The sequence below is a fragment of the Stenotrophomonas sp. BIGb0135 genome (assembly GCF_024810105.1).
Lineage (GTDB): Bacteria > Pseudomonadota > Gammaproteobacteria > Xanthomonadales > Xanthomonadaceae > Stenotrophomonas > Stenotrophomonas maltophilia_AB.
In genome coordinates this window covers 682312-696540 of the sequence record NZ_JANUDX010000001.1, presented here as the reverse complement: position 1 = coordinate 696540, position 14229 = coordinate 682312, and the positions used below count along the sequence as shown (strand labels likewise).

13 protein-coding genes are annotated in these 14229 nt (G+C 68.2%); 10 read left to right on the top strand and 3 right to left on the bottom strand.

From position 1 onward, the window contains the following. Positions 1-37: 37 nt before the first annotated feature. Together M2421_RS03185 and M2421_RS03180 are read left to right on the top strand one after the other, a co-directional pair. Positions 38-544: a DUF4952 domain-containing protein gene (locus M2421_RS03185; protein ID WP_259203177.1), complete on the top strand. Its 507-nt coding sequence runs from the start codon at positions 38-40 to the stop codon at positions 542-544. A gap of 61 nt (positions 545-605) precedes the next feature. Continuing rightward, entirely contained in the window at positions 606-995 is a 390-nt protein-coding gene (locus tag M2421_RS03180) for an energy transducer TonB (protein ID WP_259203175.1), read from the top strand. A gap of 15 nt (positions 996-1010) precedes the next feature. Here the strand turns inward: M2421_RS03180 and M2421_RS03175 are convergent, their stop codons facing one another. Both M2421_RS03175 and M2421_RS03170 read right to left on the bottom strand, forming a co-directional pair. Continuing rightward, positions 1011-1403, bottom strand: a complete 393-nt coding sequence (locus M2421_RS03175) for a DUF3037 domain-containing protein (protein ID WP_259203174.1) — start codon at positions 1401-1403, stop codon at positions 1011-1013. After that, positions 1381-2157, bottom strand: a complete 777-nt coding sequence (locus M2421_RS03170; protein WP_259203173.1) for a HipA family kinase — start codon at positions 2155-2157, stop codon at positions 1381-1383. Before M2421_RS03170 ends, M2421_RS03175 begins: the two co-directional genes overlap by 23 nt. Before the next feature lie 662 nt (positions 2158-2819). Between M2421_RS03170 and M2421_RS03165 the strand changes: the two genes are divergently transcribed. The 6 genes from M2421_RS03165 (at position 2820) to M2421_RS03140 (ending at position 11278) form a co-directional block, all read left to right on the top strand. Continuing rightward, positions 2820-4052, top strand: a complete 1233-nt coding sequence (locus M2421_RS03165; RefSeq protein ID WP_259203171.1) for a cytochrome P450 — start codon at positions 2820-2822, stop codon at positions 4050-4052. A 136-nt stretch (positions 4053-4188) separates the two neighbouring features. Continuing rightward, complete coding sequence (locus tag M2421_RS03160) at positions 4189-4671, top strand: LuxR family transcriptional regulator (protein ID WP_259203170.1); 483 nt, start codon at positions 4189-4191, stop codon at positions 4669-4671. A gap of 102 nt (positions 4672-4773) precedes the next feature. Continuing rightward, positions 4774-5142: a hypothetical protein gene (locus M2421_RS03155; RefSeq protein ID WP_259203169.1), complete on the top strand. Its 369-nt coding sequence runs from the start codon at positions 4774-4776 to the stop codon at positions 5140-5142. A gap of 795 nt (positions 5143-5937) precedes the next feature. Further along, complete coding sequence (locus M2421_RS03150) at positions 5938-6243, top strand: hypothetical protein (RefSeq protein WP_259203168.1); 306 nt, start codon at positions 5938-5940, stop codon at positions 6241-6243. 145 nt (positions 6244-6388) lie between these two features. Beyond that, positions 6389-8851, top strand: a complete 2463-nt coding sequence (locus tag M2421_RS03145; protein WP_259203167.1) for a prolyl oligopeptidase family serine peptidase — start codon at positions 6389-6391, stop codon at positions 8849-8851. Between the two features lie 168 nt (positions 8852-9019). Then, a complete protein-coding gene (locus tag M2421_RS03140; protein ID WP_259203166.1) occupies positions 9020-11278 on the top strand; it encodes a patatin-like phospholipase family protein in 2259 nt (752 codons plus the stop codon). 15 nt (positions 11279-11293) lie between these two features. Here M2421_RS03140 and M2421_RS03135 read toward each other — a convergent pair whose 3' ends face one another. After that, positions 11294-12271 carry a hypothetical protein gene (locus tag M2421_RS03135; RefSeq protein WP_259203164.1) on the bottom strand — a complete coding sequence of 326 codons (978 nt, stop codon included), beginning with the start codon at positions 12269-12271 and terminating at the stop codon, positions 11294-11296. 143 nt (positions 12272-12414) lie between these two features. On the opposite strand from M2421_RS03135, the gene M2421_RS03130 reads away from it, so the two are divergent. Further along, the gene (locus M2421_RS03130; RefSeq protein ID WP_259203163.1) at positions 12415-13098 is read left to right on the top strand and encodes an HAD family hydrolase; all 684 of its coding nucleotides are present in this window, start codon (positions 12415-12417) and stop codon (positions 13096-13098) included. Between the two features lie 98 nt (positions 13099-13196). Then, positions 13197-14219 carry a glycosyltransferase gene (locus M2421_RS03125; RefSeq protein ID WP_259203162.1) on the top strand — a complete coding sequence of 341 codons (1023 nt, stop codon included), beginning with the start codon at positions 13197-13199 and terminating at the stop codon, positions 14217-14219. Positions 14220-14229 lie beyond the last annotated feature (10 nt).

Here is a 14229-nt window from a genome sequence, read left to right as displayed (position 1 = left end):
TTACGATGCGCCCACCTCCCGCATCTCACCAGCACCCATGAGCACGACCCGCGCCGCGCACCTGGTATCGCTCTCGTTGTGCGGCGTGCTCGCGCTGACCGGCCACGCCGCCGCCGGCACCCAGGGCGCGGACGCGGCGCTGGCGGACTGGGAGGCGCATGGCCGCGGCGATGGGCTGGCGCGGCCCGATACCCAGTGCCAGGACTTCCTGCTGGCCTTGGGCCGCAAACCGGCCACCATCGAGTACCTGGGCTGCGAGCAGGACGACGCCTCCTACCTGCAACCGATGACCGCGCGCTACCGGGTGAGCGGGGCGTCCGCGGTCGCGGTGGAGGCCTACCTGCACCAGACCTTCGGCATGCCCATGTTGACCTATGCCTGCTGCGGCTGGAGCAGCGGTGCGCCGTATGCATGGCGTGCGGGCCCCGATGCAGTGGGCTACGACATCGGCATGGGGGTGGAGACCGTGCGTTATCCGCGCGAGCAATGGGCGCGGATTCCCGGTTTCGAGATCCGCGTGGGCGTGGTGAGGCGCAGTCCCTAGGACCGGGGCGCAGGTTGCAGGTACTCTTGGGCCTCCGGTTCACTGGCACACAAGGAAGACCATGCACCTGTCCCTGTTGCGCACCACCGTGGTGGCGCTTGTCCTGGCCCTCAGTCCCGCCGCCCTCGCTGCCGAGGGGGCGCCCCTGGAACTGACGCCCGCCGAAGGGCTCACTTACTGGACGCCGGCGCCGGGTACGTTCACGCCCAGGACGATGGCCGACCCCGAGCGCGTTGCGTTCGCCGACGAAGTCACCCTGGCCTACACGATCACCGCGCGCGGTCGTACCACCAACGTGCAGGTGATCGACGCCACGCCCGCGGGCGCGCACACCGGCTGGGCGGTCAGCGCGATCAAGGCCATGCGTTTCGAGCCGACCGCGCGCAATGCGGCGCGTACGCCGATCCGCAGCCAGATCACCAGTCGTTGGGATGGGCCGGCCCCGAAGTAGGGCCCACCGCAGGCGTCAGCGCGGGACCCGCACCATGCGGTTGAGCAGATGCTCGACCACGCCTGCAGGCTCGGCGGTCCGGCCCACGTGCGTACTGGACATCTGCACCACCGAACTGCGCTTGGCGGTGAGGAAGTGGAAGCGGGCACGTGCCGGCAGCTGCGCGATCGGGCCCGCGTCGGCATCGCCGCGGCAGATCGCCACGATCGCATCCAGCCACGGCTGCAGCGCGTCCAGGTCCAGGGCCGGTGCGAAGGCATGCAGGCGCGCCGGATCGATGTCGATGGCCGCTTCCAGGTGCCTGGCCCCGGGGCACGACACGATCACCCCGACGTTGATGAACTCCTCGCGTTCGACGCGGGGCACCACGCGGATCACCGCGTAGTCATACGTGTGCAGCGTGGGCACGGACGGCCTCCTGGACGAAGACGGCACGCACCTGCAGGCGGCGCTTGAGATAGGTCACATAGGCCTGGCGATAGGCCGCCGGGCTGTCGAAATACGGCTCATCCACCAGCCAGCTGTCCGGCACCAGGCCGACGATGCGTTCGATCTCGGCATCGGTGAGCAGGGCCGCCAGCGCGGCATCGGCCTCGGCGATCTTCGTGGCGAACGGCAGCAGCACATGGTCGCGGATCAGCACGAAGGGCTTCTCGCAGGCATCCCCGGCGTTGGCCCAGTCGTGGTGGAAGTACATCGCCGCGCCGTGGTCGATCAGGTACAGCGTGCGGTGCCACACCATCAGGTTGGGGTTGCGCGCGGTGCGGTCCACGTTGCTGGTGAGCGCATCGAACCACACGATCCGCGAGGCCAGGTCGGCGTCCACCGGCATCGCCGCCGGGTCGTAGTTGATAGCCCCGGGCAGGTAGTCGCTGCCCAGGTTGAGCCCCTCGCTGGCACGGATCAGGTCCTGGATCTCCGGGTCGGGCTCGGTGCGGGCGAACTCACGGTCCAGTTCCACGAACACGATCTCCGGGATCGGCAGCCCCACGCTGCGCGCCATTTCCCCGGCGATCAGCTCGGCGATCAGCGCCTTGGGGCCTTGCCCGGCCCCACGGAACTTGAGCACGACCATGCCATCGTCGTCGGTCTCGACCACGGCGGGCAGGGAGCCGCCTTCGCGGAGGGGGGTGATGTAGCGCAGGGCGTGCACGGTTCGCATGGCGGCATTCTAGCGTGTGGCATCCATGGCCGAAGCACGGGAAGACGCCGTGCTGCGCATGATGCGGGTCGCTGGCGGGGGCATGCCGTGGTTGTGTACTCGCCGAGCCGAGCCGAGCCGAGCCGAGCCGGGGCGAGCCGAGCCGAGCCGAGCCGAGCCGAGCCGTGGCGGTCGGGCATGCGTGATGGGCTTCCCGGAGCCGCTCCATGGACGACTCGCGTTGCCGCCAGCGGCGCGCGGCCGGTTGGACGCGCTCGGCGCGAGTCGGTGTCCTGAGGTCTGCGCCGTCGCCTGAAAGGGCGTCGAAATGTGATGAGTTTCTCGTTGAATATGAGTGCTCGTCAGTGAAATTTTGGCGAATCCGATGTGCTTCGTGTTAATCGGGTGAAATATCGGTCGCCCCGGGTTTTGCGTGTTACAAGAGGGCGCCAGGCAAGCCTTGCCTGGTATTCGATGTTGGGACCACGACGAAACTAAGGAGTCATACCATGGCTAATCTTGTTCGCGCCTTGCAGGTTTCCCTCAATCTGCGTTCGCACAGTCCGACCCAGAGCATCCGTTCGAAGTACATCTACTGGATCATCTTCTAAGCGCAGCGGTTTTCGCGTGTTTTCATGAACCTCCAGGGGTGGTCGATGGCCACCCCTGGCTTCGGAGGGCATATGGCGGATCGCAGCGCAGGCACGGAAGTCATTTCGATCGATGATCTGCTGGAACGGGTCCGCCAGGAAGGCCCGGTGCTCAACTTCCAGAATGATGTGGTGGGTATTTTCGACCCGGCCCTGGCGGTGAAAGTCGACAAGGCGAACACCGACCAGCACACGGTGCCGGATTCGCTGATCGATTATCTCGGGCTGCGTGGATCCGCGCCGCCGGTGGCGTGGCGCGAGGTGCGCGCGCTGCTCAGCGAGCAGGGCGGTCGCCTGGCTGCACCCGAGCAGATGCGTGCGCTGTATCTGCGCATGCACGCCTTCCTGTCCCGGCGCTGCGGTGCGGTCCAGGACCTGAGCGAGCTCAGCTGGTGGGCGATCTCCGAGCCGCTGCTGCCCTTGCTGATCGATGGCATGGATGCGCGCGATACCGATGCGCTGATCGGCGAGCAGAAGACCCGCTACAGTGGCATCGTGCTGCAGGATTTCGGCTTCTTCCGCCGCCTGCTGAATCTCCACCTGTCGCGCAAGGCGGCGCGCACGGTGGTGCGCCATATCAAACGGCGCGTGCGCGATACCGACGTGCATGACGATTTCCTGCAGTCGCTGCTGCCCCTGGTCGGCCGTATCGGCGTGGATCGCGTGGCCTACCTCATTTCGACCGTGCTGGCCGGTATGTCCGGGCTGCCCGGGATCACCGCCGCGAGCCTGCTGTATGCACTGCACCGCTTCCCCGAGTGGCAGCAACGGATCCGCGCCGAGACCAGCGCACTCAGCCTCGAGTCGCTGTACACGCTGCCGATGCGCGAGCTGCCGTGTACGTCGCGTTTCATCAAGGAGACGATCCGGGTGTGGCCGGGGCTGTTCGCGCTGCGGCGCCCCGCCTGGCACGACATCGAGGCCGAAGGCGTGTCCATCAGGAGGGGCGCGGCCTACGAGCTGTCCTCGTACTACCAGCATCATTCCCCCGAATTCTGGGATCAGCCCGACGTGTTCGATCCGGACCGCTGGCTGCCATCGCGCCGGCAGCCCAACAAGGGTGCCTACGTGCCCTTCGGGTTTTCCTCGCGCGCGTGTATCGGCAGTGCGGTCGGGCACGCGCAGCTGGTGCTGTTCTGTGCGTTGATCACCCGTGACTTTGACATCCAGGTCCAGGCCGAGCCCGCCCCGTGGATGAAACTGGAGGGGTTTGCCATTCCAATCGATTTCAAGGGCGTGGTGACGCCGCGCGCGCGTGCTGGCTGACGGCACGCACGACGCATGCCGCTGGCGGACGCTGGGCCGCCTTGGCGGGTGGGCGGGCATCGTGCGCTGCGTCTTGACCGGCCCACGGGTGGGGTCTAGAAGGCAGGGGTCAACCCCGGTTCGCAGTGGAGGTCGTATGAAGAACGTCATTGCCGCATCGCTCGCCCTGTTGCTGCTGCAGGCCTCCTCGACATTTGCCGCGCCCCCGACGGTTTCGCCGCTGGCAGGGCGCTGGACGCTGGATGTGGCAACGTTGCCGATGCCTGCGGAGGCGCGACCGCAGAGCGTCACTCTGGAGTTCGCGGAAGTGCCCGGCGGCAAATGGTCCTCCCGGGTCGCCATCGTCGAGCACAGCGGCAATCGGCTGGACGCTGCCTCCACGATGCTGCTGGATGGCACGCCCGCCCCGGCCACCGGCACCTATCCGGTGGACCGCGTAGCGGCAAAAATGCCGGCGCCCGGGGTATTGGTGGTGCAGTTCATCTACCAGAACATTCCGCGCTCCACCCGCGTGTACACCGTGAGCGCCGACGGCAAGGTCCTGACCGAAACCGAGGCCTATTTCCGGGACGGCCAGCCGGTGCTGCGAACGGCACATTTCGATCGCGCCAGGCAATGACGGCCCCCCAGCCGTAGCGGCCTGACGGTCTCCGCCTCGGGCGGATTGGCAAGCGGTGGCGGGCATGCCATCTTGCCGGCCACACAGGCGCGGGGCGAGACGATGGGGAAGGGATATGCGTATCTGGCGCTGACGGTCATCGGTGCGCTGATGCTGTGGGCGACCGGTCAGTTCGACGAAGTGGCCGGTGGCACCAACGTGAGAGCGCGCGAGGCGTACTGGCAGGAGCAGGTGGACGATGCCGCGCTGCGGGGGCAATCCCGTGCGGCGGTGGACGCATTCGCGGCCACCCACCACCTGGTGCTTCAGTGCGAGAAGACCGCTGTTGCCTCGTACCTCACCGAGTGCCTGGTGGACGATCCGCAGGCCAAAGGCGGTACCGCCACGCACCCGGTGACCCTGCAACTGGCGTTCATGTTCCAGGGCGACACCTTGCACACGTTTGCCGCCAGCCCGCGATCGCTGGAGTAGCGGGTCCCCGAGCAGTGCGTCACTGCATCCTAAGCGCGAGTATGCAGGAGCGGGGCAATCTTTCGGATGATGCGGCGCTCGGTTCACGGATGGAATCCATCTCAACTGAGAGGCCAGGTCGGTGAGGCCGCTCTGTATTACTCGTCCATGCTCTCCATGGACGGTCTCTCGTTTGACGCCGGCGGCTTCCAGTTCGGAGGCGACGTAGTCAACGTCGGTACTGCAGATCGGTGTCGCAGACGTGTCTCTGCGTGGAATGCCATCCAGGAACTCGACATCCAGCCGCGCCCGTGACTCGCCCGCATTTCTCAGTACCAGTGCAAAGCCCCACTGTGAAGTGAGGCTAGCGCTGAAGCCGGATTTTTCACGAGCCGAATGATCTTGCCGGTTTGCTTCATGGCTGTCGAAAGCTGCACAGTCGTCATCGCGCTGATCGATTTCGTCGTCCTGATCAGGTTCAGCAGGCGCGTCACCCACTGCTCGGGAGTGAAAGCGCCTGACGGTGCATCTTGAGCAGAAAGCGGTGCCGGATGCGTTCGCGTGTGATCAGCGGGCGAAGACGCCGCTGTATTCGCACAGGCACAGAAGGCGGATACACAGAGGGCAACCGTCCAAGGCCGCGAAAACACGTACCCCAACATGAGCGATCCTTGCGTGATGGACGCTGACCGTAGGGCCGGCCAGGTGAAGCGCAGGTTAAGCCGAAACGCACGTGCGCAATAGCGCGCGCAACTGGTCTAGGATGTCCGTGAACATCGCGGAGGTGCACGCATGAACGACACAGCGACTCACGCAATGCCGCCCTTGGATGGCCCCAAGGCCGCGCAGATGATCGGCAAGGTGGTACTGGTCGGTGTTACCCGCTACGGCGGCGATGGCCAGGTGCAGGGACTGCAGCAATATGCTGGCAGGGTGCTGCGGATCAGTTTCGACGAAGGCGTGGTGCTGGCCGACGATGTCGACGGGCACGAGCGTTATCTGCCGCCGATGCTGGACAACTACATGGCTGCCGAGCCGGGCGAGTACCGGATGCTTTCCACGGGGGCCACGGTGGTCGATCCGGACTATGTGGTGACCTGGGACCTGCACGCGCGGCAGTAACGGGACCGGGGGACCCGACGCCGTCGAGGGGCTGCCTTTGCGGCGTCGGGCGGCTAGCACTTCCGGCCCATCCCCGAGTGCGCCGGTGGTGCTAGATTCGGTGGATGCCCGTTCGCGGGTAACCACCACCACACAGGGGACAGGAATGCTCATCCGTCGTACCTCGCTGGCCGCGGCCGTCGCCGTTGCCACCCTCGGCCTGCTGGCCGCCGCGCCGGCCTTCGCCGGCTATGACAAACCGCCGGAGCACCTGCTCAAGGTGCTCAAGGCACCGCCGCCGCCCGTGCCCAGCCTGGACCCCAGCGGCCAGCGCCTGCTGCTGACCACCGCGCAGACCTATCCGTCGATCGAGCGCGTCGCCCAGCCGTACCTCAAGCTGGCCGGCGTGCGCCTGGAGCCGAAGAACCGCAGCCGCCACGATACCCAGGGTGGCTATGGGATCCCGGCCTGCGTGGCCGATTTCACCCTGGTGGATGTGGGCACCGCCAAGCACACCAAGGTGGTGCTGCCGCAGGGCTGCGCGGGTGCGGCGCAATGGTCGGCGGACGGCCAGCGCTTCGCGTTCCAGAACGCGGTGGATACCGCGGTGCAGCTGTGGGTGGGCGATGCGGTGACCGGGCAGGTCAAGCAGATTCCCAACGTACAGCTCAACCCGATCTTCGGCGGCACGGTGCAGTGGCTGGGCGGTGGCCAGCAGCTGCTGGTGAAGCTGGTGCCCCCCAACCAGGGCCCGGCACCGTCCAGTGGCACCGGCGCGGGCGGCCCGGACGTGCAGGAGTCGCTGGGCGGCAGCGGCGAGAGCAGCACCTACGAGGCACGCGATACGCTTACCAGCGCGCACGATGAGCAGCTGTTCGCCTATTACGGCGCCTCGCAGCTGGCGGTGGTGGATGTCGTCGCCGGCAGCGTGCGCACGGTCGGTGCGCCGGCCCTCTACGACGGGGTCAACGCCGCGCCCGATGGCGTGCACGTGCTGACGGAAACCTTGAAGGCACCGTTCTCGCATGCGGTGACGTACCAGCGGTTCGCCAATGACGTGGCGGTGCTCGACCTGGGCACCGGCCGCAGTACGCCGATCGCCAGCCTGCCGTTGGCCGACCGCGTGCCGGTGCATGGCGTGCCGGAAGGCCCGCGCGAGTTCGACTGGCGCTCCACCGACCCGGCCACGCTGGTCTACGCCGAAGCGCTGGACAAGGGCGACTGGAAGGTAACGGTGCCGCATCGCGACCGCGTGCTGTCGCTGAAGGCGCCGTTTACCGGCAAGCCGCAGGAAATCGCCCGTACTGCGCAGCGCTTCGAAGGCATCGCCTGGAGCGCCGATCCGGCGGTGTCGTTCCTGTTCGAGAACGACGAGAACCGGCATTGGCGCCAGACCCGCATCGTCGATGTGGACCAGCCGAACAAGGAAGGCCGCCTGCTGTGGGACCTGTCCAGCGACGAGCAGTACGCCGACCCGGGCAACCTGGTGTTCAAGCGCCTGCCCAACGGGGCCCCGGTGGTGCGCCAGGACGGCGCGTTCGTGTTCCTGCGCGGGCAGGGTGCCTCGCCGCAAGGTGATCGCCCGTTCCTGGACCGCCTGGACCTGGGCTCGCTGAAGACCGAGCGCCTGTTCCGCAGCGGTGCCGATGCGTATGAGCAGGTGCTGGGCCTGACCGCCACGCCCGGCCGCTACCTGACCTGGCACCAGTCGGTGATGGACCCGCCGAACGCCTTCGTGCGCCAGCAGGGCGAGCGCGCAACGGCGGCGAAGGACGGTGAGGCGCAGTACGCCTCCACCGCCACCGCGCTGACCCGACTCACCGACCCGACCCCGGAAGTGCGCCAGATCCAGAAGCGGCTGGTGACCTACAAGCGCGCCGATGGGGTGGACCTGTCCTTCACCCTGTACACCCCGCCGGGCTACAAGGAAGGCCAGCGCGTGCCGGCAATCCTGTACGCCTATCCGGCCGATTTCGCCAACGCCGCGCAGGCCGGGCAGGTCTCCGGGTCGCAGCAGACCTTCACCCGCCTGGCGCCGTACCGGCTGATGCTGCTGGCCGGCTACGCGATCATCGACAACGCCTCGTTCCCGATCGTGGGCGATCCGAAGAACGCGTACGACACCTACCTGGAACAGCTGGAAGCCGACGCCAAGGCGGCGGTGGACAAGGCGGTGGACCTGGGCGTGGTGGACCGCAACCGGATCGGCGTGACCGGGCACAGCCACGGTGGCCTGATGACGGCCAACCTGATCGCGCACACCACCCTGTTCAAGGCCGGCGTGGCTACCAGCGGGTCGTACAACAAGACCTTCACCCCGTTCGGCTTCCAGAACGAGCGTCGCTCGGTGTGGCAGGCACAGGACGTGTACCTGAAGGCCTCGCCGTTCTTCTACGCCGACAAGATCAAGCTGCCGCTACTGCTGGTCCACGGCGAGGACGACGCCAACCCGGGCACCGAGCCGTTCCAGTCGCGCAAGCTGTACCAGGCGATCCGTGGCAACGGCGGCACCACCCGCCTGGTGATGCTGCCCAATGAGCCGCATTGGTACACCGCGCTGGAATCCAATGAGCAACTGGTCTACGAAATGCTCAACTGGTTCGACACCTACGTGAAGAACGCCCGCTGACGTAGCGCGTGGGTCGACGGTCCCGCTGCACCCGATCGGCCGCCCCGCAATGGGCGGCCGATTTTCATTCGTCTGGACGCCGCCGCGCGTGGCAGGCAGAGTGCTGCTGGAAAAACGGTGCTGGGGTGCACCGGAGGGAGAGGGCGGATGGATCGAATCGCACGACGAATGCGGGCACGCTTGCGCCGGCTGCTGGCCCTCGGCGCGCTGCTGTGCGCGCCGGCATGGGGCGGAGCGCAGCAGGCCGATGCGGCTTCCCAGCCAATGCCAGAACCCGGCGCGCGCCCGCGCACCTGCCTGGTCCTCGGTGGTGGCGGTGCGCGTGGCGCGGCACATATCGGCGTGCTCAAGGTGCTGGAGCGCGAGCACGTGCCGATCGACTGCATCGTGGGCACCTCGATGGGCGCGGTGGTGGGCGGGCTGTACGCCTCCGGCTACAGCGCCGACGAGATCGAGCTGGTGCTCGATCGGATCGACTGGGCCGAGGTGCTGCACGACAAGCCGCCGCGCAACGAGCGCAGCATGCGCCGCAAGGAGGATGACCTGCGCCTGCTGGGCGGCGTGGAGGTGGGCCTGAGCAATGGCAGGATCGCGTTTCCGCGCGGGCTGATCCAGGGCCAGAAGCTGGAGATGCTGCTGCGCCGGCTACTGCTGCCCACCTGGCAGGTCCGCGATTTCGACCGGTTGCCGATCCCGTTCCGCGCGGTTGCCACCGATATCGTCAACGGCGACAAAGTGGTGTTTGCCGAGGGCGACCTGGCGCTGGCGATCCGCGCCAGCATGTCGGTGCCGGGCGTGTTCGCACCGGTGCGCTACCAGGATCGCCTGTTGGTCGATGGCGGCGTGGTGGACAACGTGCCCATCGACGAAGCGCGACGCCTGGGTGCCCAGCGCCTGATCGTCTCGCGCGTGGGCACGCCGCTGATGACCGAGGCGCAACTGGACTCGCCCCTGGCGATCAGCCACCAGATGGCCAGCGTGCTGATGCAGCGCGAGGTGCTGGCGCAGTTGGCCACGCTGGGGCCGCAGGACCTGCTGATCACGCCGCCGCTGGGCGACATGGGCAGCCAGGATTTCAACCGCTCGCCGCAGGCTGTGGGCATTGGCGAGCAGGCCGCGCAGGCCAGCGTGGTGGATGTCCGTCGCTACCAGGTGGACGCGGAACGCTATGCCGCCTTCCAGCATCGCCACCGGCCGCCGGCCTACGCGGCACCGATTGTGGCCTTCGTGGAGGTGCTGCAGGGCGACACCCGCACGGCGCGGTATCTCCAGCAGCGCATGCAGCCGCAGATCGGCCAGCCGTTGGCGCCGGAGAAGGTGGAGCAGCAGGTGGCCACCGCCTATGGTGAGGGCCGCTATGAGCAGGTGCAGTGGCGGCTGGACGAGCGCGAGGGGCGCCAAGGCCTGGTGCTGGCGCCACAGGACAAGCGCTGGGGGCCGGATTTCCTGCACTTCGCGTTGCGCCTGTCCGATGATTTCGACGGCAGCAGCAACTACCAGCTGATCAGCGAGCTGACCCGTACCGGCTTGAGCGAGCAGGGCGCCGAGCTCAAGCTGCGGGTCTGGCTGGGCGAGGTGGAGGAGGCGTTCGCCGAGTATTACCGCCCCTTCGGCCGCAGTAGCCGGCATGCGCTGTCGACCTATGCCAAGTACCGCGCCACCGACCTCGACCTGGCCTTGATGGGGGGCGGGGCGCTGGCCGAGTTTCGTTACAGCCAGTGGCTGGGGGGCCTGCGGTGGGCGTATTCGCCGCACCCGGACTGGGAGTTCGCCGCCTTCCTCGAGCGTGGGCAGGAGCGCCTGCGCCTGGATGTGGGCAATCCCACCGAACTGGGCAACTACCGCGCCGACATGGGCAGCGTTGGCTGGCAGGTGCGCCACGATTCCATCGACAGTTCCGCCTTTCCCAGCCGCGGCCAGCGCCTGTCGCTGACCCGCCAGCACTACCTGGACAGCCTGGGCACCGATGATTCGGCGGCCGTTACCCGGCTGCAATGGGACGGAGCGTGGTCGCACGGCCGCAACCGCTGGCTGGGCGGCGTGCGCGCATCGTCGGCACACGGAGGCGACGATCTGCTGGCTACCTATGGTTTCCTCGGCGGGCTGGGCAACCTTTCCGGCTATCCGGAAGAGGCGATTTTCGCGCCACAGACCGCGCTGGCGCGGGTGGTGTATTACCGCCGGGTGGCCCACGCCGACTCGCTGCTGACCATCCCGCTGTATGTCGGCGGCAGCCTGGAATGGGGCGGTTTCTGGCGCAGCCGCAACCAGGTGGACATCGACGGCATGCAGACCGCCGGCAGCGTCTTCGTCGGCGCCGACACCTTCCTGGGCCCGGTGTTCCTGGGTTATGGACGTGCCCAGGGTGGGCACGATGCGTTCTATCTCACCTTCGGTTCGCTGCTGCGCACGCTGGACGGGTTCTGAGCGCGGCCGCCGGCATCAGCCCAGCGGCAACGGCTCGTAGGCGCGGGCGATGCGGTCGTGCAGGGCGCGTACCGCTTCGGCCTTGGCATCCACCCGGCGCTCGTCGCCGAAGGCGCGCAGGAACAGGCAGGCCGCATGACCCTGCGCCTTGTGTTCGTAGTCGGCGATCCATTGCAGGCGACCGGGCAGGAACGCCTGCTCGGCCGACCACGCCGCCACTGGCGGACGGATGCGCCGGCGCATGCCGATGCGCCACGGTTTGGGCGTGAGCCGCGCGCGGAAGCAATGCTGCACCCGGCACATGCGGGCATAGAGTTTGTCGGTCTGCAGGGCATCGAACAGGCCCTGCACGGCAGGGTCGTGCGCGGAGAAGGTGGCGTGCATCGCCAGCAGGCGCAGCCCGGCCGGCGTGCGGTAGGCGCGCAGGTGCCAGCCTGGATGCTGCCGGGTGAAGTCCTCCACCCGGGCCAGCGCGCGCGCCTCCAGCTGCGCGTCGCGGTGGTTGGCGCGCTTGAAGGCCAGCACCACCGCATTCACCGCCACCAGCACTGCGCTGCCCAAGGCCAGGCCGGCCATCCAGTTCCAGACGTTGCCGGCCGCGATCGCGACCCCGGCCCAGAGCACGCAGGCCAGCATCGTGGGAATGACGCAGCCGGCCGGGCCCGGGCGGTGGTCGATGTCGGCGAAGAGCACGTCCGGGGTGTTCAGGCACAGCGCGCCGTAGCTGTTGCGGGTGATGACGACGTCGCCCTGGCGCTCGACGATCTGCTCGCGGATCGGGACGCCTTCCACGCCGTACTTGGTGCGGCGTTCCTGATGCGGTAGCGGCTGCCCGGCGGCGATGGCATGCAGCGCCTCCAGCGCCCGCGCGTCGGCATGGGCCTGCGCGGCGGCGACGCTGTCGTCGGACCAGCCGAAGCGGCGCACGATCAGCCGCCTGCGGTTGTACCGCACTTCATGCCGGGCCTCTGCCCAGTACTCGGGAACGATCATGACGGTCCTTGTCGCGGAGAAGAAACTGCGCCGAAGTCTGCCACGTCGGACACGCCCGCGGCACATCCGCGGCGGTCGGCGGGGCTTGCTGGATTCCCTGGCACCCATGCAAGAATGCCGGTCGGCAACCAGGAGGGCCGCCGATGCTGCACGCCGACGTGGTGGTATTCGATTTCGATCTGACCCTGACCCGCTGGGAAACAGCGGCGCGCTTCTTCAAGGCGGCCTTGCGGGCACAACCGTGGCGGATGGCGGTGGTCGTGCTGGCCGCGCCGGTGCTGTTGCCGCTGCTGGCACTGCGTCGCACCCGACGGCTGCCGGTGCGGTTCGCGGTATGGATGGCGACCTTCGGCCGCAGCGGCACGCAACTGGACCGGTTGGCGCAGGCGCATGCGGACGCGGTGTTCGCGGCGGGCGAGCCGGTGTTCATCGAGGACGCGGTGGCGTGCCTGCGCACTCACCTGGCCAACGGCGACCGCGTGGTCATCGCGACCGGCTGCTGGGAGCCATTGGCACGCGCGCTGCTGGCGCGCGGTGGCCTGGCCGAGGTGCCGCTGGTGGCCTCCACGTTGCGCCCGTGGCTGGGCGGCTGGGTGAGCGACCAGCATTGCCTGGGCCCCAACAAGATCCCGCTGCTGACCGCGCGCGGCTACCCGCCACCGTGGGCGATGGCCTATACCGACCACCACGCCGACCTGCCGTTGCTGCGCAACAGCGCGCAGTGGTGCCTGGTGAGCCCGAAGCCCGGGTGCGTGCGTCGCATCGAACAGGCACTGCAGGTGCGCGCGCCGATACTGCCGTGGCGTGGCCAGGGGGCCGCACGCTGACGCTTGCATCGGGCCGGCGCGTCAGCCGATGATGCGGCAGGGAAACGACGACCCGCGCCGACCATGCCGGCGGTGCCGCGGCGATCGAGGACAAGGATGTGGCCAAGCTGCGTGTCATCACCCGCGACAACGGCGCTGGATTGAGCCGCGATCTGGCGATCGTGGCCGACGTGCTGCGGGCCGGTCACCAGGTTGCCGCAGTGGGCCTGGGGCGCCATCGCTGGCGTAACCACGTGTACCAGTGGTGGACGCGCGCCTCCTGCCGGGTGCGCGGCCGCTTCGACGTGCAGGTATCGCTGGAGCGCATCTATGCACCCACCCTGGGCTGCGCCGCGCGCAACCTGCTGATCCCCAACCCGGAGTGGTTCGCGCCCGATTGGGTTGCCTTGCTGCCGCGGTTCGAACGGGTGCTGTGCAAGACCCGGCATGCCGAAACCCTGTTCGCACAGCTGGGCTGCGCGACGCTGTATACGGGCTTCACCTGTGCGGACCGCTTCGATCCCGCGGTGCCGCGCGTGCCCGCGTTCTTCCACCTCGCCGGGCGCAGCACGGCCAAGGGCACGGCGGTGCTGCTGGACACCTGGGCACGCCACCCGGAGTGGCCGCCATTGACGGTCGTGCAGCGCCACCGGCATGCCCGCGCCGCAGCGGTCGCATCCAACATCGTGCTGCATCCCGGGTATCTCGACGATGCCGTCCTGCGCAGCCTGCAGAATGCGCACCGCTTCCACATCTGCCCGTCCGAGGCGGAAGGCTATGGGCATTCGATCGCCGAGGCGATGAGCGTCGGCGCGGTGGTGCTGACCACCGACGCGGCACCGATGAACGAGCTGGTCGACGCCGACTGTGGCGTGTTGCTCGCCTGCACGCCGGGGGCGCCGATGGGGCTGACCCAGCGCCATCGCGTGGATGCCGCGGCAATCGAAGCCGGCGTGGCGCGCGTGCTGCAGTTGAGCGAGGGGCAATGCAGTGCGCTGGGGCAGGCGGCCCGCGCCCGCTTCCTGGAACGCGACGCCGCGTTCCGTGAACGCCTGGGTGCGGTGCTCTACGAACCGCCACGCCTGCCCACCGATGCCCTGGCGGACACAGCGCTGCCAACCGCTGCCAGCGTCCTTTCCTGACCTGCGCATG

Excerpts from the sequence above, each read along its gene's own strand:
- M2421_RS03185 (WP_259203177.1), top strand. The coding sequence starts at position 38 with ATGAGCACGACCCGCGCCGCGCACCTGGTATCGCTCTCGTTGTGCGGC.
- M2421_RS03180 (WP_259203175.1), top strand. The coding sequence starts at position 606 with ATGCACCTGTCCCTGTTGCGCACCACCGTGGTGGCGCTTGTCCTGGCC.
- M2421_RS03170 (WP_259203173.1), bottom strand. The coding sequence starts at position 2,157 with ATGCGAACCGTGCACGCCCTGCGCTACATCACCCCCCTCCGCGAAGGC.
- M2421_RS03165 (WP_259203171.1), top strand. The coding sequence starts at position 2,820 with ATGGCGGATCGCAGCGCAGGCACGGAAGTCATTTCGATCGATGATCTG.
- M2421_RS03160 (WP_259203170.1), top strand. The coding sequence starts at position 4,189 with ATGAAGAACGTCATTGCCGCATCGCTCGCCCTGTTGCTGCTGCAGGCC.
- M2421_RS03155 (WP_259203169.1), top strand. The coding sequence starts at position 4,774 with ATGGGGAAGGGATATGCGTATCTGGCGCTGACGGTCATCGGTGCGCTG.
- M2421_RS03150 (WP_259203168.1), top strand. The coding sequence starts at position 5,938 with ATGCCGCCCTTGGATGGCCCCAAGGCCGCGCAGATGATCGGCAAGGTG.
- M2421_RS03145 (WP_259203167.1), top strand. The coding sequence starts at position 6,389 with ATGCTCATCCGTCGTACCTCGCTGGCCGCGGCCGTCGCCGTTGCCACC.
- M2421_RS03140 (WP_259203166.1), top strand. The coding sequence starts at position 9,020 with ATGCGGGCACGCTTGCGCCGGCTGCTGGCCCTCGGCGCGCTGCTGTGC.
- M2421_RS03135 (WP_259203164.1), bottom strand. The coding sequence starts at position 12,271 with ATGATCGTTCCCGAGTACTGGGCAGAGGCCCGGCATGAAGTGCGGTAC.
- M2421_RS03130 (WP_259203163.1), top strand. The coding sequence starts at position 12,415 with ATGCTGCACGCCGACGTGGTGGTATTCGATTTCGATCTGACCCTGACC.